General features: G+C 56.0%; 22 protein-coding genes. 15 read left to right on the top strand and 7 right to left on the bottom strand.

What is annotated here, in order from left to right:
- Positions 1–39: 39 nt before the first annotated feature.
- The 6 genes from C7445_RS05130 to C7445_RS05105 all read left to right on the top strand — a co-directional run bounded on the left by C7445_RS05130 (position 40) and on the right by C7445_RS05105 (position 5,754).
- The gene (locus C7445_RS05130) at positions 40–984 is read left to right on the top strand and encodes an MBL fold metallo-hydrolase (RefSeq protein WP_134158984.1); all 945 of its coding nucleotides are present in this window, start codon (positions 40–42) and stop codon (positions 982–984) included.
- A 106-nt stretch (positions 985–1,090) separates the two neighbouring features.
- On the top strand, positions 1,091–2,164 hold the full coding sequence (gene thrC, locus C7445_RS05125) for a threonine synthase (protein WP_134158983.1): 1,074 nt from the start codon (positions 1,091–1,093) through the stop codon (positions 2,162–2,164).
- A complete protein-coding gene (thrB, locus tag C7445_RS05120; protein WP_134158982.1) occupies positions 2,161–3,144 on the top strand; it encodes a homoserine kinase in 984 nt (327 codons plus the stop codon). The genes thrC and thrB overlap by 4 nt, the downstream gene beginning before the upstream one ends.
- A 2-nt stretch (positions 3,145–3,146) precedes the next feature.
- Positions 3,147–3,572 (top strand): hotdog fold thioesterase, encoded by a 426-nt coding sequence (locus tag C7445_RS05115; RefSeq protein ID WP_134158981.1) that lies wholly within the window; start codon positions 3,147–3,149, stop codon positions 3,570–3,572.
- A gap of 30 nt (positions 3,573–3,602) precedes the next feature.
- On the top strand, positions 3,603–4,421 hold the full coding sequence (locus tag C7445_RS05110) for an SDR family NAD(P)-dependent oxidoreductase (RefSeq protein ID WP_243834968.1): 819 nt from the start codon (positions 3,603–3,605) through the stop codon (positions 4,419–4,421).
- 241 nt (positions 4,422–4,662) lie between these two features.
- Entirely contained in the window at positions 4,663–5,754 is a 1,092-nt protein-coding gene (locus tag C7445_RS05105) for a Gfo/Idh/MocA family protein (RefSeq protein WP_134158980.1), read from the top strand.
- Between the two features lie 3 nt (positions 5,755–5,757).
- Here C7445_RS05105 and C7445_RS05100 read toward each other — a convergent pair whose 3' ends face one another.
- Complete coding sequence (locus C7445_RS05100) at positions 5,758–6,507, bottom strand: type 1 glutamine amidotransferase (protein WP_134158979.1); 750 nt, start codon at positions 6,505–6,507, stop codon at positions 5,758–5,760.
- Positions 6,467–7,837, bottom strand: a complete 1,371-nt coding sequence (locus tag C7445_RS05095) for a Mur ligase family protein (protein ID WP_134158978.1) — start codon at positions 7,835–7,837, stop codon at positions 6,467–6,469. The genes C7445_RS05100 and C7445_RS05095 overlap by 41 nt, the downstream gene beginning before the upstream one ends.
- A gap of 148 nt (positions 7,838–7,985) precedes the next feature.
- Here C7445_RS05095 and C7445_RS05090 point away from each other — a divergent pair, with 148 nt between their 5' ends.
- Positions 7,986–8,345 carry an arsenate reductase family protein gene (locus tag C7445_RS05090; RefSeq protein ID WP_134158977.1) on the top strand — a complete coding sequence of 120 codons (360 nt, stop codon included), beginning with the start codon at positions 7,986–7,988 and terminating at the stop codon, positions 8,343–8,345.
- Positions 8,293–8,940 (top strand): RNA 2',3'-cyclic phosphodiesterase, encoded by a 648-nt coding sequence (gene thpR, locus C7445_RS05085; RefSeq protein ID WP_134158976.1) that lies wholly within the window; start codon positions 8,293–8,295, stop codon positions 8,938–8,940. Before C7445_RS05090 ends, thpR begins: the two co-directional genes overlap by 53 nt.
- Here thpR and C7445_RS05080 read toward each other — a convergent pair.
- From C7445_RS05080 to C7445_RS05070, 3 genes are read right to left on the bottom strand one after another with little or no spacing between them, the layout of a single operon-like run.
- Positions 8,895–9,905 carry an MBL fold metallo-hydrolase gene (locus C7445_RS05080; RefSeq protein ID WP_134158975.1) on the bottom strand — a complete coding sequence of 337 codons (1,011 nt, stop codon included), beginning with the start codon at positions 9,903–9,905 and terminating at the stop codon, positions 8,895–8,897. The genes thpR and C7445_RS05080 overlap by 46 nt on opposite strands.
- 12 nt (positions 9,906–9,917) lie before the next feature.
- Entirely contained in the window at positions 9,918–11,396 is a 1,479-nt protein-coding gene (locus C7445_RS05075; RefSeq protein WP_134158974.1) for an FtsW/RodA/SpoVE family cell cycle protein, read from the bottom strand.
- Between the two features lie 55 nt (positions 11,397–11,451).
- Positions 11,452–11,724 carry a hypothetical protein gene (locus C7445_RS05070; RefSeq protein ID WP_134158973.1) on the bottom strand — a complete coding sequence of 91 codons (273 nt, stop codon included), beginning with the start codon at positions 11,722–11,724 and terminating at the stop codon, positions 11,452–11,454.
- A gap of 100 nt (positions 11,725–11,824) precedes the next feature.
- On the opposite strand from C7445_RS05070, the gene C7445_RS05065 reads away from it, so the two are divergent.
- From C7445_RS05065 to C7445_RS05055, 3 genes are read left to right on the top strand one after another with little or no spacing between them, the layout of a single operon-like run.
- The gene (locus tag C7445_RS05065) at positions 11,825–12,664 is read left to right on the top strand and encodes a glycerophosphodiester phosphodiesterase family protein (RefSeq protein ID WP_243834997.1); all 840 of its coding nucleotides are present in this window, start codon (positions 11,825–11,827) and stop codon (positions 12,662–12,664) included.
- A gap of 47 nt (positions 12,665–12,711) precedes the next feature.
- Positions 12,712–13,917, top strand: coding sequence for an FtsW/RodA/SpoVE family cell cycle protein (locus tag C7445_RS05060; RefSeq protein WP_134158972.1), 1,206 nt, complete (start codon positions 12,712–12,714; stop codon positions 13,915–13,917).
- A complete protein-coding gene (locus C7445_RS05055) occupies positions 13,914–15,086 on the top strand; it encodes an aminotransferase class I/II-fold pyridoxal phosphate-dependent enzyme (RefSeq protein ID WP_134158971.1) in 1,173 nt (390 codons plus the stop codon). Before C7445_RS05060 ends, C7445_RS05055 begins: the two co-directional genes overlap by 4 nt.
- Before the next feature lie 36 nt (positions 15,087–15,122).
- Here C7445_RS05055 and C7445_RS05050 read toward each other — a convergent pair whose 3' ends face one another.
- The gene (locus C7445_RS05050) at positions 15,123–15,965 is read right to left on the bottom strand and encodes a peptidase associated/transthyretin-like domain-containing protein (protein WP_134158970.1); all 843 of its coding nucleotides are present in this window, start codon (positions 15,963–15,965) and stop codon (positions 15,123–15,125) included.
- A 72-nt stretch (positions 15,966–16,037) separates the two neighbouring features.
- On the bottom strand, positions 16,038–16,676 hold the full coding sequence (locus C7445_RS05045) for a SpoIID/LytB domain-containing protein (protein ID WP_134158969.1): 639 nt from the start codon (positions 16,674–16,676) through the stop codon (positions 16,038–16,040).
- A gap of 141 nt (positions 16,677–16,817) precedes the next feature.
- Between C7445_RS05045 and C7445_RS05040 the strand changes: the two genes are divergently transcribed.
- The 4 genes from C7445_RS05040 to C7445_RS05025 are packed head-to-tail and all read left to right on the top strand — an operon-like array spanning position 16,818 to position 19,703.
- Positions 16,818–17,294, top strand: coding sequence for a YwhD family protein (locus C7445_RS05040; protein ID WP_134158968.1), 477 nt, complete (start codon positions 16,818–16,820; stop codon positions 17,292–17,294).
- 29 nt (positions 17,295–17,323) lie between these two features.
- Positions 17,324–18,784: an aminotransferase class I/II-fold pyridoxal phosphate-dependent enzyme gene (locus C7445_RS05035; RefSeq protein WP_134158967.1), complete on the top strand. Its 1,461-nt coding sequence runs from the start codon at positions 17,324–17,326 to the stop codon at positions 18,782–18,784.
- 39 nt (positions 18,785–18,823) lie between these two features.
- Positions 18,824–19,291 carry a thioredoxin-dependent thiol peroxidase gene (gene bcp, locus C7445_RS05030; RefSeq protein WP_134158966.1) on the top strand — a complete coding sequence of 156 codons (468 nt, stop codon included), beginning with the start codon at positions 18,824–18,826 and terminating at the stop codon, positions 19,289–19,291.
- 58 nt (positions 19,292–19,349) lie between these two features.
- Entirely contained in the window at positions 19,350–19,703 is a 354-nt protein-coding gene (locus C7445_RS05025) for a HesB/IscA family protein (RefSeq protein WP_134158965.1), read from the top strand.
- The last annotated feature ends 20 nt before the right edge of the window (positions 19,704–19,723 follow it).

Here is a 19,723-nt window from a genome sequence, read left to right as displayed (position 1 = left end):
GTTGCGTGTTGATGCAAGAGAGACGGAGGAACGGGCATCGTGTGGATCACCATCGGGATTGTCATCTTTGTCATCGTCATCGCATGTGCGTTCTATATACTCTATCGGCGAACGACATCCGCTTGGCCAAAACCGAAAAAGCGTGCGGCGGCAAAGCGTCCGCATCCAGAGAACTGGGGGCGAGAAGGACTATACGTAACCTGGATTGGTCATTCCACCGTTTTGCTGCAAATCGACGGTATTCGCATTTTGACCGATCCGGTGTTTTCCCGGCGAGTTGGCGTCCGCATTCTGGGGCTGACCATTGGCCCGAAGCGACATGTCGATCCGGCTCTTGCACCCAGCGCTTGTACACCTGTCGATGTGGTAGTGCTTTCTCATGCCCACATGGACCATTTGGACCATCCGAGTTTGCGAAAGGTCATATCCTCGAACACGGTTGTGGTTACGCCGCAGGGAACAGGCTGGTTGGTTCGCCGCCACCATCCGCTTTGCATTCACGAATTGGCTCCATCGGAATCGGTGTCGCTTGACTGTGGCCTTGAGATCACAGCGCAAGCAGTGAGACACTGGGGGAGTCGTTATCCCTGGAACCAACACATGGGGTATCAAGGGTATATCATTCGGCGGCATGCGTGGTCGGTATTTTTCGCCGGCGATACGGCGCGGACTGATTTCACCGCGGTTCGGAATTTTAAGCCGCAATTGGCGTTCATCCCAATAGGTGCATATGCACCACACCCCTTTGAGAATGCCCATTGTACGCCGGAACAGGCTTGGGACATGTTTGTCGAAACGCAGGCGCAGCGCTTGTTGCCCATTCACCACGACACGTTTGTTTTATCGCAAGAACCGGTGGACGAGCCCATGCGGCGTCTGTTGGCCGCAGCGTCCTCGCAGGAACAGGTGTGGCGCGGCTCGCACGGGACGACCTACTATGCGAGGCAGCCCGCCGATATTCGGGAAAATCAAACAATCGATTGACGGCAAGTCTGTTTTCTATGAAAATTCGGTTGAACCGTGTGTCGGCGCTGTCGATGATGCGGATGGCTGGAATGGGAATCTGATTGGCTAAAGGAGAACAACGAAGATGGATGGACAAACTTATCGCGGATGGCCGGGATTACTGGCGCAATATAAGTCGTTCCTTCCGGTGACCGACTCGACGCCGCGTTTAACCTTGCACGAAGGTAATACGCCCCTCATTTATGCGGAGACTTTAAGCGAGCAGATGGGCTGCCATGTCTACTTAAAATTTGAAGGAGCCAATCCTACCGGATCGTTTAAAGATCGAGGCATGGTCATGGCCGTTGCAAAGGCAAAGGAAGCCGGTAAACAGACGGTGATCTGCGCCAGCACGGGCAATACATCGGCTTCTGCGGCTGCCTATGCAGCTCGTGCGGGCATGCAGGCTGTCATCCTCATTCCACACGGTTATGTGGCGCTTGGCAAATTGGCCCAAGCGGTGCAGTATGGTGCGCGCATTGTGGCGATTCGCGGCAATTTCGATCGCGCTCTTGACATCGTGCGCGAAGTGGCGGAACCACTTGGCATGGAAATCGTCAATTCGATTAATCCATACCGCTTGCTGGGCCAACAAACGGCCGCTTTTGAGATCTGCGACGTGCTCGGGCGCGCTCCGGATGCGCTGTACATCCCCGTCGGCAATGCGGGCAACATCAGTGCCTATTGGATGGGCTTTGAGGCGTATCACCACGTGGGTAAGGTGCAGTCCAAGCCGCGGATGTACGGTTTTGAGGCGGAAGGCGCGGCAGCCATTGTCCGCGGCGAGCCGATTGCCAATCCCGAGACGTTTGCGACGGCCATCCGCATCGGCAATCCTGCTTCCTGGGACAAGGCGGTCCATGCTGCCGATGTGTCAGGCGGCGCGATCGACTTTGTCACCGATGACGAAATCGCGAATGCGTACCGCCTGATCGCACGCGAAGGCGTGTTTGCCGAGCCGGCGTCGGCCGCCAGTGTTGCGGGGCTCATCAAGCGTCATCGAGCAGGCGCACTCGCGCCAGGTGAAACCATCGTCTGCGTGCTAACAGGAAACGGCCTCAAGGACCCTGATAGCGCGATTCGCTTGGCTGGCGATACGGCCGAAGTTGTGGATGGCAATCTTGCATCGGTCATGGAAGCCCTTGGAGGCCGGCGATGAGTTCTTCAACCATGGGTCTCACACTCTCCGTGCGCGTACCCGCGACATCGGCGAACCTCGGTCCGGGATTTGACTGCCTCGGCCTGGCTTTAGAGCTGTATAACTCGTTTACGATCGCGATGGACCGTCCATTTGCCATCCACGTGACCGGAGAATCGGCTGATTCGCTTCCCAAGACGGCGGACAACGTCGTGATGCAGTCCTTGCGCAACGCCCTGGCGGCCGCGGGTGTCGCACTTGACGATTTGCCATCGTTTGCCCTCCATTTGGACAATCAGATTCCCGTCTCGTCCGGCTTGGGATCAAGCGCGTCGGCAATCGTTGGCGGACTCGTCCTGGCCAATGGTTTGCTCACCCGATTTGCGCCGGATCGCGTGCTCACGCGGGAGCGACTTCTCAGCTTGGCGACAGCCATGGAGGGTCATCCCGACAACGTGGCTCCGGCGCTGTTTGGCGGGGGGGTGCTTGCATTTCACGATCGCGCAGGATTGCGGACAACGGCGGTGCCGATTCCAGATCAACTGCGCTTTGTCGCGGCGACGCCCGATTTTGCGCTGAGCACGGAAGTGGCACGGCGCGTATTGCCAGATTCGTATCGGCGTGCCGACGCGATCGAGAACGTCGCGCAGTGCGCACGCCTCATGCTGGCACTCGCCAAACCGGATCTCGATCTGCTGCGCGGGGGTATTGTCGACACGTTTCACGAGCCTTATCGCAAACGGCTGGTACCGGGAGCCGACGAGGTGGAACGGGCAGCGGTGGCTGCAGGCGCATATGCGGTGACGCTCAGCGGTGCAGGTCCCACCTTATTGGCTTGGTGCAAACCCGAAGTTGCCACAGCGGTTGCGGACGAGATGACCTTGGCGTGGCGCAACGCCGGAATACCATGCCGAGCGCTCGTCCTGCGAACGGTGTACGGAGAGACCTTGCCGCGGTGGGACATGGAAGAAAACAATCCAATTTCAGTGAATGAGGTGTAATCATGGATATTCGGGACGCGTTGCCGAACACGTTGATGGCACATTTGGGGATGGAAGTTGTGGAGGCGTCGCCGGATCGGGTTGTCATGACGATGCCTGTGGACGCACGTACACATCAGCCCATGGGCTTGCTGCATGGCGGTGCCAGTGTAGCGTTGGCGGAATCTGCAGCCAGTCTTGCTGCTGCCCTCAATCTCAACTCACCGGACAAAGCGGCTGTCGGGATGGAAATCAATGCAAATCATATCCGATCCGTTCGGGAAGGAACAGTCACGGCTACCGCAACGCCGTTGCACCGTGGCGCGACATCGATGGTGTGGGACGTGCGGATCGTCGATGAGCGGAATCGACTTGTCTGCGTTTCGCGCTGTACGGTTGCGGTTGTGCAACATCGTTCATCACAGGAAAGCGGGAAGTCGCAAGCGTAAATCGCAAGGACAGCATAGGAGGCTTCATGCATGGACGGGCATCTTGGCGGAATTTCACAAGAGGATCAACAGTTGTTGCGAGGAACAGCGCAGTTTGCGCTCGGCGGCAAGCGCGTAGTGGTGACCGGAGCGAGTCGCGGCATCGGGCGTGCCTTGGCCATCGGTCTAGCGGCCTGCGGGGCCGATGTGGCCTTGGTCGGGCGAGATCGGGAGGCGTTGGCAGAGGTGCAGGATGTGATTGCACAGGCCTTTGATGCGCGTGTGGCGTCCTATGCATGCGATCTCCGAAACGTGGACAGCATCCGAGCCATGACGGAAGCTGTCGTCGCCGACGGAACGGTGGATGTTTTGGTCAACAACGCTGGTGTCAACATTCGCGAGTCCGCATTTGATGTAACACCGGAGTCCTGGCAAACCATCATCGACACGGATTTACGCGGAGCTTTTTTTACCGCACAGGCATTCGGCAAGCACATGGTGGGCCGCCGCTCAGGCAGTATCGTGAATATCTCCTCAGTTGGGGGACATGTGGCTCTGCGTACTGGTGTCGTCTACGCGGCTGCGAAAGCGGGGCTTCAGCAGATGACCAAGGTGCTTGCGATGGAGTGGGGAAAGCATCAGGTGCGCGTCAATGCCGTCGGCCCTTGGTATTTCCGGACACCGCTGACCGCCAAGCTGCTCGATCAACCTGATTATCTTGCCGATATTTTGGCCCGGACGCCTTTAGGCAGAGTCGGAGAACTCCACGAACTGGTGGGCCCAGTCGTCTTCTTTGCGTCTGATGCATCTACTTATGTTACGGGACAAACGTTATTTGTTGATGGTGGCATGACGATTTTTGGGTTTTGAGTAAGACGTCAATTGGTCATTGCAAACAAGCATCCCTGTCTTCGACGTTGGGGCAAGTGACGCGTTGAGGCCAGGGATGTTTTTGTTGGGTGGCAAAGCGACGACGACATGTCTTGGTGTGGTACATGGAGGAGGGTGGCGGTGGTATCGCATGCACATGAAATTCTGCTGGCTATCATAAGGATGCATTGCAGTTCGTCATCAATGACATTACGACGGGCCAGCAATGAGGTGACCAAACATGACAAATCGGGCGGATGGAAGTAACTACGCGCCAGAGGGGCGTCCACAACCCGTATGCAAACCAGGTGACTTTCGTATCGCAGCCGTCGGGCTCGATCACGGACATATATTTGGCATGTGCCGCGGATTGGTCGAGGCTGGTGCTGAACTCACATGGGTGTATGATCCGGATCCTGACAAAATGAAGAGCATTCTCGATGCATTTCCAGGTTCCCGTCCTGCTTTGTCCGAAGAACAGGTTTTGAACGATCCGAGCGTCCAGCTCATCGCAAGCTCACGCATTCCAGCGGATCGTGCAGCATTTGGAATGCGGGTCATGCAACATGATAAGGACTATTTCGTTGATAAGGCTCCGCTTACGACACTTGAGCAACTGGATCAGGTTCGCAAAACGGTTGTGCAAACGGGACGAAAATACGCCGTGTACTACAGTGAACGTCTTCACGTCGAAAGTGCCGTATATGCGGGGAGGTTGGTTCAAGCCGGGGAAATCGGCAAGGTTGTCCAAGTGATGGGGATGGGGCCGCATCGCTTGAATCCTCGCTCCAGGCCGGAGTGGTTCTTTCACCGTGAACTTTATGGAGGCATTTTGTGCGACATCGGCAGTCATCAGCTGGAACAATTTTTATATTATACTGGGGCTGAAGATGCAACCATTACCGCAAGCCGCGTGGACAATTTTGCACATCCAGAATATCCGGACTTCGAGGATTTCGGAGATGTAAACGTTATCGGGGGCAACGGCGCATCTGGCTACTTTCGCGTAGACTGGTTCACACCTGACGGCCTGGGAACATGGGGCGATGGGCGGATGTTCATTCTTGGAACCGATGGATACATCGAAATGCGCAAGTATACAGATGTTGCCCGTGAGGATGTGGGCGATCACGTCTATCTGGTCAATCACAGTGGTGAATATCACATTCCTGTGCATGGGCGAGTGGGCTATCCATTCTTTGGTGAACTCATTCTCGATTGTCTAAACCGCACAGAGTACGCGATGACACAGGAACATGCATTGAAGGCCGCGGAGTTGGCCGTAAGGGCGCAGAATTTGGCCGTCAAAGGGAAGGAGGCCGCACAGGCGTAGTCTTTACGCCAATGCGGCCTCTACTTCTGGCATTCGAAGTTTCACAAACGAGCGCCTTGCTTCTTCCTCCATACTGTCATCAAGGGGATCAAGTGCATCGTCAACACCGGCGTATTGGAGCATGGTCTTTAAAATGGCATCCGCCAATCGCGGATTTTTTGGCAACAGCGGACCGTGAATATACGTGCCCCAGACGTTGCGGTAGCGTATGCCCTCAAGACCGGTCACGCCGTCGTTGCCGTGTCCGTGAATGACCTTGCCCAAGGGGGCACCCTGGTGGATCGTTCGACCGCCGTGATTTTCAAAGCCAATCACGACGCCGGCTTCCTCCGTGAGAATCGCGACATTACCTATCAAGCGAGGTTGGCCTGCGCTGTAGTTTGTCACCATATCAATCAGCTCAAGTCCAGGTATCTTTTCTCCTCCAGGAACCTGGTAGTAGGCGCCTAACAATTGATATCCTCCACAAATAGCGAGCAAGGGCAGCCCGTCCTCGATCGCATGGCGCAATTCCGTGCGATGGTTCGCCAAATAACCTGCGACCAGCATTTGTTCTCTATCCGATCCGCCCCCGAGCAAAACGAGATCATATGCTCCGAAGCGAGGTGTGTCAGCGTGTGTGATTTCATCCACGATCACATCGCGGCCCCGCCACCGCAGCCGCTGTGTAAGCGTGAGGATATTGCCTCGATCCGCATATAAGTTGAGCAGATCAGGAAACAGATGTCCGATACGCAAGGCCCTGTGACTCATCGCTTCTCACCTTCTCACTTAACGTCTGTACCGCCGGGTGCAATAACGTATACGTGGACAGAACATACACGTTTGCCTGTGCCGCCGTTGCCTCCGCAATGGCTTTATCCATGGCATCATCCATCTCTTCGATCACGCCAATCTGATGCGGCTGAATTCCGGCATACTTCAACCGTAATGCCATGTCATGTGCACGCAACCCGCTTGTGATGATCCGCTCCAGATATTCATCTTCCGCCAGTTGCTCGAAGTCAGCGTCCCATAGCCAAGACACATCGCGGCCGTCGGCGGCGAGATCGTTAATGCCGATGACAACCCACTTGCGCCGAGGATCGCTCGTAACGGTCTCCAATACACTGTCACAACCTGTTGGATTCTTGATCAGGTTCAGCGTGACGGGTACACCGACAGCAAACGACTGCATGCGTCCGGCCGGAGGCAAATAGGCTGCGAGGCCTGCGTGAATCGGATCGGCCCAGAGTCCAAGAACACGGGCGGCGCTTGCAGCGGCGAGCACATTGTACGCGTTATACAAACCTTGAACGGGCAGTGTCAACTCGAGCTCCGGTACCTGATCTTCCGCGAATGTCAGGGTGCGGCCTCGGTACGTTCCCAAAAACTCTGGATGTGGCCGGACAAAATCGCAGGCAGGGCACTTGTATAAACCCAGTTGGCCATACCAGAATCCTTCGTAGCTCAGTTCCTGTCCACATTGCAAACAAAACTGGCCGTCGCGCATCTGTTTGCGCGCCGATGTCTTCGCGGTTGTGCGGTCCATGCCATAATAGAATGTCTTACGACTGGCACGCAGGCCAAGATGCCGACAAAGCGGATCGTCACCGTTGAGAACGAGGCATGCTTCCGTTTTGCGAATCGCAGAAAACAATTTTTCAACTGTCGTATCGAGTTCTCCATATCGATCCAGTTGATCGCGAAATACGTTGGTGACGACGATCACGACAACGGGCAAGCTGTCTGCAATCAGCGGAAACGTGGCTTCATCCACTTCCAGAACGGCCGTTTTGGCATGGAGTCGCCCTGTCCACGACGATTCGCGGATCAATGCGCTCACAATACCTTGTATAAGGTTGGCGCCTTTGTGATTGGTGATGATGGGCTCCTGTTGACTGACCATCGCCGCCAGCAACGACGTGGTGGTGGTCTTTCCGTTTGTTCCAGTGACGATGATGGCCCGACGTAACTGGCGTCCGAAACGACGCAATAGGTTGGGAGATAGGCGCAAAGCGATTTTTCCCGGGAAACTGGTGGCGTCATGACCACGTAGGCGCAAAAGCCAAGCGACCAACTTGCCTACCCAGATGGCGAGCATGAGGCGGATCGTCCTTTCTTCTGCGGGCCGAGATGGTCTAGGCACCGCTCTCAACATCACTGTGGATTATACTATACGTGGGACACTGTACGCTTGTCGGATATCGAAAAACGCCGAACATGAATGAGGGCAAGGAGGAGTAGGTGAGATGTTACAATTATACGGCTATGCTCGTTGTTCGACGTGCCGTGAAGCAAAACGCACGTTGACGGAAGCAGGGGCTGATGTCGAGTTTCACGATGTGGTCGCATCGCCGCCCGACGAGACCACGCTTCGGCGCTGGTTGAAGCGCTCGGGGCGTTCCATTGAGGATTTTGTGAATACGCGCGGCACGGTGTATCGGCAACGCGACTTGAAACGGGCTCAGTTTACCGAAGACGAGTGGATCCGGGAACTTACGCGCGACGGTAGGTTATTGAAGCGGCCCGTTCTTGAAACGCCAGAGGGCGACATCTATGTCGGTTACCACGAAGGGGCTTATCGGCGCATCGCCATGGGAGGAGATTGATGTGACCGCCCGCATGTTTTTTGGACTTGAACTCCCCATGCAGTGGAAAAGGAGCTTGCGTGCACAGGTCAGACTGCTGCGTGAGGAGTATGTTCGCACGGCTGCTTGGTCGAATCCGGATTTGGTCCACATCACGGTCCTGTTCCTTGGAATGGTCGACGAATCCGACCGTTCCTCGTTGACTGAGGCCGGGCGTGTGGCAGCGGCACAGGTGAAGCCAATCCAGCTCACGACAGGCCATTACGGTGAATTCTCCGGAAATCGGGTTTTTTGGTTGGGCCTCGACCGACAAGAATCGGATTGGGACGAGTTGATGCAACTCGGGGAGTTGGTTCGCCAGAACGTTTCCGAACGGGTTCGACTTGATTTGGATGAAAAGCGGTTTCGACCACATATCACGCTCGCACGCAAGCTTGCCAAGTGGGTCGACGTGAAAAAGTTGCCGTCGCCCACCCGGCTGACGACAGTCGTGACAGAACTCTGCCTCTTTGAGTCGTTGCGCGAGGATGGGCAGTTGGCATATCCCGTTCGCGAGCGGTTTCCGCTTGGTCAGTTGGTCGAGGGGCCACCCGCCCCCCCGTCCGTCGATGTCTGACCGGACGCTTCGGCATGTAGCTTACGTCTGCGGCGCAGTTCGTAATGGAGCAAGCCCATCGCATTGATGGCAAAGTCGTCTGCGATCCGGTTCAGGTTGAACTCCCGGTGACCAAGCTCCTTGAGTCGTTGTTCCATAAGGTCGCTCAGTTCGGCGGCAAGGCCGGCGACTGATTCGTCCTCGTCGTAACGCCGGTTCACGATGGCTGCAAACGCCCTGCACAGCCGTTCCGTTTCGTCCAGGGCCTCAGCTTTGGGTGTCGCGCCAAAATGGGTGTGCAAGATGGTGTTGGCGGGCAGTTGCCGAAAAAGAGCCATGGTGCGTGAGACTGCATCGGGATCGAAATCGACTGGGGACGTCGATGGCATGATGAAGTCAAACGAAAACCCGGTAAATTCGTTTCGGAAGCGCAGTCCGGCTGCATCGCCGGCAACGATGATGTCCGAAACCGGGTCAACGATAGAAAAATGGTGGTTCGCGTGGCCCGGCGTATCGAAGAACGTGAGCTCCCGCTTGCCAATTGAAATGACCGACTCGTGTTCCTGAATCTGAATCTGTTCCGAAGCGACCGGTTGCACAGGTCCAAACAATTCAAGAATCCGCTTACCGTAGACGTCAGAGGCGCCTTGAAACAGACGGCTGGGGTCGGCCATGTGGCGGGCGCCGCGCGGGTGGACGAGCAATTTGGCCTGTGGCGCCTTGGCCATGAACTGCCCGGCGCCTCCGGCGTGATCGAGATGGACGTGCGTAACCGCCACGTATGCGAGATCGGTCGGACGCAGACCGATGGCGTTTAGACCCGCCAGCAGCGCCGCGTGCGAATTGGCGGCACCCGTTTCAATCAAAATGGGGTATGTGTCACAGATGACATACGCACCAGTCCGGAAAGGCTGGCCTTGTTCCAATAGGTCGATAAGCCAAACGTCTGGAGCGATTTGTGTTGGGGTAGGGAATGATGTTTGCATGTCTGCAACCTCCTATCGCTTGCCGCGGTTCCGCTTGTCCCGACTTGATTCTGAGTTGCGACCGTTTTGACGCCCACGTCTATCCGATGCCATCTCCTGCTGCGCACGCCATGAGAGAGACAGGTTTCGTTGCGAACGTGCGGGTGCCCCGACGTCTTGCTGACGGGTTTGCGCGTTGCCGCGTTTGCGGCCGCGGCGGGAAGACAATCGGGTGACTCGAGCAGGCTGCTGCAGGCTTGGGAATTTTGCTTCGGTCGATTCAGATTGCGAGCGTTCTGCTCGAAGTTCGTCGACAGAGATGATGTCGGCAATCGTGTCTTCCTCAGGCATGACGAGCCCTGTCTCGCGCGAGACACTCATCAGGATACCTGCGGCCAGTAAGTTGATGGCTACATCTGTACCGCCATAGCTGATGAATGGCAACGGAATGCCCGTGACGGGCAGCATCCAGGTGACGGCCCCGAGGTTGATGGCCGCCTGAATAATGATGGTGCTGGTCAGTCCGATGGCGAGCAACGAACCAAAACGATCGCGGGCGTAGCGGGCGATATGGAACCCACGCCAGATGAGCACGGCGAAGATGGCGAGCAGGCCAATGTCCCCGAGCCATCCCCACTCTTCGGTGAACACCGCGAAAATAAAATCGGTATACGACTCTGGCAGATAACCTGTCGAAGAGATGCTTGCCGCAAAGCCGCGGCCTGTCCACCCTCCGTTTGCAATCGCCGTCAGTCCCTGAACAAGTTGGTACCCGGAGGTCTGCGCATGTTGAAACGGGTGAAAAAATGCAGTTAAACGGCTTGAACGATACGAGGCCATATGCGCCCCAAGAACCCCCAGCCCAAAGCTGACAGCCAGGGTTAGCACAAGTGGCTTGATGCGCAAACCCGAGGCGAACAACAATACCGTGGCGCTGAGGAACAGCGTCATCGCCGTACCCATGTCGGGTTCCGCGAAGACGAGGATGGTAAGCAGGTACGTAATCACCAGCGCCGGGCGCAGCGCACGCTTACTATCGTGCAGGACCGGGAGTTTTTTGGTCAGTAAAAACGCCAGGTACAACACGATGGCAATGACTGCGAGTTCGGACGGCTGCAAGTGAAAGCTACTGGTGCCAATCCAGCGCGAGGCACCTAAACTACGATGGCCAATGCCAGGGACCATGACAAGCAATAGCAGGGCGACACTCGCAAGTAAGCATTTGGCCGCATGTCGGTACCAGAAGTGATACGGGATATAGGTACACACGGCAAACGCCACTAATCCGAGAATAGCAGCAGCCAACTGGCGAACGGCGAAGTGACCAGGGCTCAGACCCATGTGCAAGTCATACACCATGCTGGCTGAGTAAATGGTCACAACGCCGATGCCGGTCAGCATGAGGACCGTAATCATGAGGATATAGTCAGGCTGATGTCGTTCGGTCCGCACGTTCGCACCCCACTCCGTAACTGAAGACAACTCGTCTTTCAATTCGACGTGGGCTTTCATATCCCTGCATCCCAAGTGCACGATGACAAACGAAAAGCTTACCTCGTCCGGTGGGTTACCACCAGTGCATGCCAATGGCGGTGATTCCTAAGATGGCGGCAAGCGGAATCGCAAAATGCCAACCGCTTCCCGGGCCGCCGGGCCCCATCGGCATCTGGCGGAACGGCTCGGTTTGTTCGTATGCGACCAGGGACGTGGGTGTGCGGACACTGCCCAGGATGAGATGATGCTTGCTTAAATGGACGACAATTCCTTGGAACGTCCCAAACGGCGTGTGGCAGTGGACGTGCTGGCCGATGTATTTGCGAATGTCACGATGCGTAAGCATAGGTGAACGCCTCCTTTGTCACTGCCTAGGGTATGGGGCGCGTATCCCGAATGACCCGGCGAATGCACAGATTGTCCAGCATGTGGGAAGGTTGTACTTGATGTGGGGTGATGCGATGCGGGCATCTGACACGCCGTCGCAGTGGTCGGCGAAAAGGCACAATTCTCGATGTAAGGTCATTGCGCATCGCGGTGCCAGCCGCAGTGCGCCGGCCAATACACTGCCTGCATTTCGATTAGCGCTGGATATGGGCTCCGATGTTTTAGAAACGGACGTTCACTGGACGCAGGATGGCGTGCTCGTCGTGTCGCACGATGATGTCGTCGACGCGGTCAGCGACGGTCACGGGCGGATCGCCGACATGACATATGCCGAATTGCTGCGTCTGGACTTTGGCTATCGTTTCTCACCGGATGCAGGTAAGACGTTTCCATTTCGAGGTCAAGGCGTTCGCATACCAACATTTCGCGAATTGTTGGATGGCTTCCCGAATTGTACAATCAACGTCGACATCAAGCCGCGGGATGCCAGGGTCAGTGAGTTGATCAAAATCGTCGACGCGGCCGGTGCGCTCGAGCGGATCGTCCTGGCTTCGTTTCATCACGCGGCGCTTGTTGAGGCGCGATCGCGTTGCCCACGGCTTCAGACAAGCGCATCCGTCCGCGAAGTGGCTTCATTTTTATGCGCTTCCCGTATGGGCTTCGGACTTCGGCAAGGCAGACCCCCATTTGTCGCTTTGCAAGTGCCGCTAAAAAGGTATGGGATCACCGTGGTGGATCGTCGATTTATCGATCGCGCTCACGCAGCCGGTGTCGAGGTACACGTATGGACCATCGACGATCCGGAGCAAATGCGTTACTTACTGGACCTTGGTGTCGATGGGATTGTCACAAATTCGCCGCAGACGTTGCAAAGCGTTCTGCTGGAAACGAGGCAATAATCGTGCCATGATGGGGATGTTTGAAATTGACGGGAGGAGGACGGCGTGTGGAATCGTTTCGGAGAAATATGAAGTATATTGACCTCTCCGTGTTCGGAGCCTTGATTCTGCTCGCCGTGTACGCCTGTATCGCGATCAACGCCACGACCAGGGGCAACCATAACCCACTCATCCCGAGTCACGTGATGAGCAAGCAAATCATGTGGGAAATCATTGGTATGATTGCCCTTGTCGCCGGCATGTTGTTCGATTATCGGTTGCTTCGGCGCGTGCATTGGTGGGTATATGGCATCTCCATGGTGCTCTTGGTGGCTGTCTTTGCGTTTCCGGCCGTGCAGGGTGCGCACTCGTGGATCCGGTTGCACTCGCTGTCTGTGCAGCCGTCCGAGTTAGCCAAACTAGCGTTAATCATCTGGCTGGCGACATTCATGGCGAATGTGGAAGAATCTGAGGTTCCCGACTACCGTTTGCGGAAACAGTGGATCATTTTCCCTATTTTTTTGGTGCCGTTCGCTTTGACGTACAAAGAGCCGGCACTTGGACAAGCACTCGTCATGATCGCCATCGTGTTGACCATGTATACCGTGTTCGCGCGTCGGGCTTCATTTTTGGTGATCATGGGGTTTGTGGTGGTCATCGTCGCTGCCTGCATTTTGGCGACAACCATTTACACGCAGCAGACACTGGGGCTCATTCAAAATGTGCTCATTAAACACCATCTTTTGAAAGCCTATCAGTCGTACCGCATTCTAACATGGCTCGATCCGAGCTTCAGCCAAGATCAGTATGGGTACAACATTCACATGGCACAAACGGCCATTGGAAGCGGCCAATTGTTTGGCGAAGGATACGGGAAGGGCGTACTGACGAGCGGCGGCTGGGTGCCAAACCAGTGGACGGACTATATTTTCTCGGCAATCGGCGAGGAGTTTGGCTTTGTCGGTTCGGCCATTCTGGTATTGCTGTTTCTCGTGCTTTGCTACCGTTTAATCCGTATAGCCCAAACGACCATCGATCCGTTTGGTATGTATATCGCGATTGGCGTAGTCGGCATGTTTTCGTTTCAGGTCTTTGAAAATATCGGCGCGGACATGTATCTGAGTCCATCGACCGGTATCACGTTGCCATTTATCAGTTACGGCGGCACATCGCTCGCAATCGACTATCTCGCGGTAGGGCTCGTTCTTAGCGTGGGGTTGCGTCGCCGCAAGATTCGCTTTCAAACCATCGAACACAAGGGGCGCTCGTTGTGAACTTTGTCGTAGCGGATCGCATTTCGCGTTTACCATCGCAGTTTTTCTCAGGTCTCACTCGTCGCGTTGCGGCTGTTCAAGCCGCTGGGCACGACGTCATCAATCTTGGTCAGGGCAATCCTGACCTGCCGACACCACCGCACATCGTGGAGGCTTTGCGTCGTGCTGTTCTCGATCCTGTGACGCACAAATACCCGCCGTTCCGGGGCTTGCCCAAATTGAAGGAAGCCGCTGCAGCGTTTTATCAGCGAATGTACGGGGTAGCGCTGGATCCGGAGACGGAGGTAGCCATTCTCGTCGGTGGAAAAACGGGACTTGTCGAATTGGCAGAACTATATCTCAATCCTGGAGATGTTGCACTTGTCCCAGACCCGGGATATCCAGATTATTTAAGCGGGATCGCACTGGCGGGCGGTGAGGCCTATCCGCTGCCGCTCATTGCGGAACGTTCGTTTTTACCTGATTTGGAGGCCGTTCCAAATGAGGTTTGGCATCGTACGCGGCTTTGGTATCTCAACTACCCGAACAATCCGACGGGCGCTGGTGCAACGCCTGAGTTTTTCCAACATGTGATTGCCAAGGCGAGACAGTACGGCACGCTGGTTGTGCATGATTATGCCTATGGTGCCATTGGCTATGATGGCAAGCGGCCGCCTTCCTTCATGGCGCAAAGAGGAGCCAGGGAAGTCGGCATCGAAATTTACACACTCAGCAAAACGTTTAACATGGCCGGTTGGCGTGTGGCGTTTGCAGTGGGAAATCGGGACGTGATCGAGCACATCAACCTGATTCAAGATCACTATTACGTGTCTATTTTTGCGGCGGTGCAGGAGGCCGCGGCGCAGGCTTTGACCGGTCCCGCCGATTGCATCGACGAGTTGGTGAGCGCATACCAAGTGCGCCGTGACGCATTCGTGCAAAGCGCACGCGATCACGGCCTGGATGTACCGGCACCGGACGGCTCGTTCTTTTGCTGGGTGCCAATTCCAAACGGTATGGATTCCGTCGCGTTCGCCGAGGCGCTGCTTGCGAAGGCACACGTAGCCGTCGCACCTGGAGCAGGCTTTGGCCATCACGGTGAGGGTTATGTGCGTGTCGGATTGCTTGCCCCGCCGGATCGGTTGGCGGAGGCGGCACGGCGAATGGCCGCGTTCGTACGGCAAACGTGACGCCCACGGCCAAACAGCGAAAAGGCCCGACCCCCGTCAGGGGCGTTCCGGGCCTTCGCCAATTTGGGATTGTTGTCTAAATTTATCCGCCAGTTGAATCAGCCAAAGATGATGATATGGCTCCTGATAGAGTACGGGTTCGATTCGCCTGTCGCCTGGGCCAATCTTGTACATCCAGACCGTCGCTTCCTGGCGAATGTTCTCGTGCATACGGATACCGAGGTGAATGGAGTCGCGGTAGCCGTTCTTGTATGCGATCACGCCCAATTGACCATGTAGTTCCGCGACCATGGGCCGGTACTTCGGATTGCGGAAAATGGGTGCATCAAACCATGGCGTGTCGCCGTTTTTGTCGGTGCGAAACCGTTGTTCCGTCTCGATCACGACGACTTCCGCACCCTCAAGCGGCTGCTTTGTGCGACCGTCAATCACATGAATGCGCAACTTGCTCGTCTTTCGCGTATATCCCCACGACTCGGGGCCGATAGCAGTCCCATTATTTGCCGACGGTTGGCTCCCTGGCGTTGGCGTCGCGGCCTCGGACTGATTTGGCGATGGTTGTGCCGAACCACTCGGCGGCTTGACCTGGTTGCCCGTGCCTGGCTGCACGGGGGCTGTGCGCGGCGGTGTCGGTGCAGACGGATTTTGCCGCGGCTTCGCAGGCGGCACCAGCGTGCGATTGCCAGTCGCATGGTTGCCGATCGTTTGATTGTTGTTTGCGACCGTGTCCTGGATTTGCCCCATCGTGGCCACAGCGCCGCGCAAGCTATGCACATGGTTGATGTGGGAAGGGGTGTCGTCGACCGGGATTGCCATGGCGATCGCGCCGGCCGCAGCGCACGCCAGCATGACGGAGCGTGCGGATGGAAAACGCTTCATAGCAGGATCTCCTCTATGTTGTAGAATCGTTCACTACAGGATGAGCAGCGGGTGATAGGCAGTGTCCCCACCCTACGATTGGAGCCGCATAAGTGCCCGATTTTGATAATAGAACTGCAGAATCTGTACGTAATTTTGCCCTTTCTCAGCCCAATACTCGGTTCCCCATTGCGCCATTTTCTGTGCGTTCCGATATTGCCAGTTTGGGTCATTCTGGTAACCGGCTGAATAATTTAACTCGATGATCTCTCCATTCGGCCGCGTATAAGCGACGTTTTGAATGGCAGCGAATGCGGCGTTCGTCGTTGGTTGCGACGACAGATCCTGAAAATGTTGAAAATTGGTTGTGTTGTCCACATCGAATGTATACCCGTCGATGGTCACGGGATGCAGATGGTGGTACCAGGCAAACATCTTGACCGCCATCGCGCCGGCCTTCAAGGCCTCAGGACGCCAACTCGGAAACCATTCATTTGGCAATACATCTTCGCAATACGTTACAAATGGAACGGCTTGGACATAGATGATGCGGCCACGCGGATCTGGTTCACCGCTCGCGTTGTTTTCCCGAATCGCCACGCGCATGACACTTGGCATGCTGGTGTTGTAAATCGTCTGGGCGGCTTCCACATTGGGCGCCGCGATCAAGCCGGGCATCGCGAGCATGAAGCCGATGGCCGCCATTGTGCTTCGACGGCGTAAAGTCTTCATGGCAGTTCCCCTCATTCAATGGTCATTTGCCCTTACTTTGCCCATCCCCTTGCAAGCCATGCATTCCTATCCGTGTGACAGGGGACTTGCCGGAGGGTAGAATGGAAAGGTAGTGATGTTACAGGACGGGAGGTCAAATACATGCAAAAACTCGGTCTGACAGGTACGTCGAAACATCAGACAGATGATCAAATGAAGGGCATTTCCGCGGTCCTGATGGACGGCGATGAGGTGTTTGTGGACAACGGGGCCATTCATGCCAAAAGCAGAATTGAAATCGGCATCCAATTTGTCAAGTCTCTTGCAGAAGTGCCGAATCCGCGCCGAGTCGTCGGCTTATGGGTGACACTTAAGCGTTTTGAGAGCGGTATGGGTTATTCAGGTGCCATGCCGTTTGAACTTTGGATTGACGCAGAAGCGAAATTGGGATACAAGAAACTCGCGGAACAAGTGAACAGCATGGACAAGGCGGTGCGTGGCACCGTCGATCTCAGCCAGCTCACTGCTGCCGAAACAGAAAGATTTGCGTCGTTTTTACGTCAGACGCGCCCGGATTTATGGGAACGTGCTGTACAAGGGTTTCGCAGCGCGTTCGCGCCAGCTGAAAGCGGGACGTAATGGGCCCGAAGAAGGAGGATACCTAGCCGTTGAACCAGAACGAGACGCCGCTCTTTGACGCCCTGCTTCGCCACGCGGCGCGCCAGCCGGTGCAGTTTCACATCCCGGGGCATAAGCGGGGAAGGGGTATGGACAATCGATTTCGGTCGTTCGTCGGGGAGAATGCACTCTCTTTAGACTTGATCAACATTGCGCCGCTCGATGACCTGCATCACCCGACAGGCGCCATCAAACATGCGCAGGAACTCGCTGCAGAGGCGTTTGGCGCCGACTATACCTATTTTTCAGTGCAAGGAACATCCACCGCCATCATGACCATGGTGCTGGCAACGGTAGGGCCGGGAGAGAAAATCCTGGTGCCGCGCAACGTGCACAAGTCTGTTCTCACGGCCATCATTCTCGCCGATGCGCATCCTATCTTTTTGCACCCTGAGGTCGATTGTGACTTTGGCATCTCGCACGGCCTATCGGTGGAAACGGTAGCGGACGCCTTGCATCGCCATCCGGACGCCCGGGCATTGGTTGTCATCAATCCTACCTATTTCGGCATTGCGGCCGATCTCGCCCGTATTGTCGAGATTGCACACAGTGTCGGCGTGCCCGTATTGGTCGATGAAGCGCACGGTGTGCACACAGGCTTCCACCCGGAATTGCCGCTTTCGGCCATGGAGGCGGGGGCCGACATGGCGGCGACGAGCGTGCACAAACTGGGCGGCTCGATGACGGGATCAAGCGTGTTGAACGTGCGCGAAGGGATGATCGATCCACGGCATGTGCAGGTCGTGCTGAGCATGCTCACCACGACGTCGACCTCGTACCTGTTGCTGGCATCGCTTGATGTCGCACGCAAGGAGTTGGCGATGTTCGGGCGCGATCGCATCGGTTACGCGATCGCATTGGCGAACCGTGCACGCGCCGAGATCGAACAGATCCCTGGGCTTGCGTGCCTTGATAAGCGGCAGCTTTGTGGAAGTGCCACGTATGCGCTCGATCCGACGAAACTGACGATCTCTGTGAAGGATCTGGGTTTAACAGGATACGACGTGGAGCGCATTCTGCGCGAAGATTACAACATAGAGGTCGAGCTGAGCGATTTATATAACATCCTTTGCATCGTTTCATGGGGCGACAGTGAGGACGATGTCGCGGCCCTCGTGACGGCACTGCGCGAAATCGCGGGGCGCTTCCGCCCGCGCGAGACAAAGGAACATGCGCCGGTTACACTGCCATCGATGCCCGAGCTGCGGATGACGCCGAGATCGGCCTTTTATGCGCCAACCGAAGCGGTGCCTTTGCAGGAGTCGGTTGGTCGGACGATGGCGGAAATGGTCATGGTGTATCCGCCCGGCATTCCCATCCTGTTGCCCGGGGAAATCATTACACAGGACAACATCGATTACATCGAAGCCAACTTGCGTGCCGGGTTGCCCGTGCAGGGGCCGGATGATCCGGAAATTCGCATGATCAAAGTCGTGAAAGAGAACGCGTGAAATGTCCGCTCAGATGATGGGACATAGGAGGCGAATGAAATGACACTGCAGGTAGGAGACGAGGCTCCGGATTTCCAGGCAATCGCTGACAATGGTGACCAGGTGGCATTGCATGATCTGCGTGGGCAAGTGGTTGTGCTGTACTTTTACCCAAAGGATGACACGCCTGGATGTACCGCCGAAGCATGTGCGTTTCGCGACTTACAGGGGGAGTTTGCCACGCTTGGCGCGGCGATTTACGGGGTGTCGCGCGACGACGTGAAGTCGCACGGAAAGTTTCGGGACAAATTTCAATTGAATTTTCCCTTACTGGCCGATACGGACAGCCAGATTTGTGAGAGATACGGCGTCTTAAAGGAGAAGAACATGTTTGGCAAGAAGTCCATCGGCATCGAGCGAACGACTTTCGTGATCGATCGCGACGGTAACATCGCGGCCGTCTTTCCAAAGGTAAAAGTCGATGGTCACGCGGATGCGGTCCTTGAGGTTGTGCGAGGCCTCGCGTAAGTCAGCCTGTCTTTTCGTGCCAATGCGCGTATAATAAAAAGTGAGGAGGCGAAGCACAGTGATCACGTTGACCGAAAGCGCAGCGGAGCGCGTACGGGCGCTCATTTCCGAGCAGGCGTCCGCTGAAGACGCGTTGCGTCTATATACCAAGCCAGGTGGTTGCACGGGTTTCAGCTACGGCATGGCTTTAGACGTGCAGAAAGAGGGGGACCTCGTCTTCACTCAACACGGCGTCAAGGTCGTAGTTGATCCCGAGAGCCTGGAGTTGATCGACGGATCGGAAGTGGATTACGTCGACGACTTGACGGGTCAAGGCTTCAAGATTAACAATCCGAATGCCACCTCGATGTGTGGGTGTGGTTCCAGCTTTCGAACAGCGACACAGGCTGGACAACCGGGTTCATGCGATTGACAATCGTTTGGCTGACCGAG

The sequence above is a fragment of the Alicyclobacillus sacchari genome, assembly GCF_004366795.1.
Classification (GTDB): domain Bacteria; phylum Bacillota; class Bacilli; order Alicyclobacillales; family Alicyclobacillaceae; genus Alicyclobacillus; species Alicyclobacillus sacchari.
Note: the sequence above shows the minus strand (reverse complement) of the source record. Positions and strands in the feature narration are given on the sequence as shown.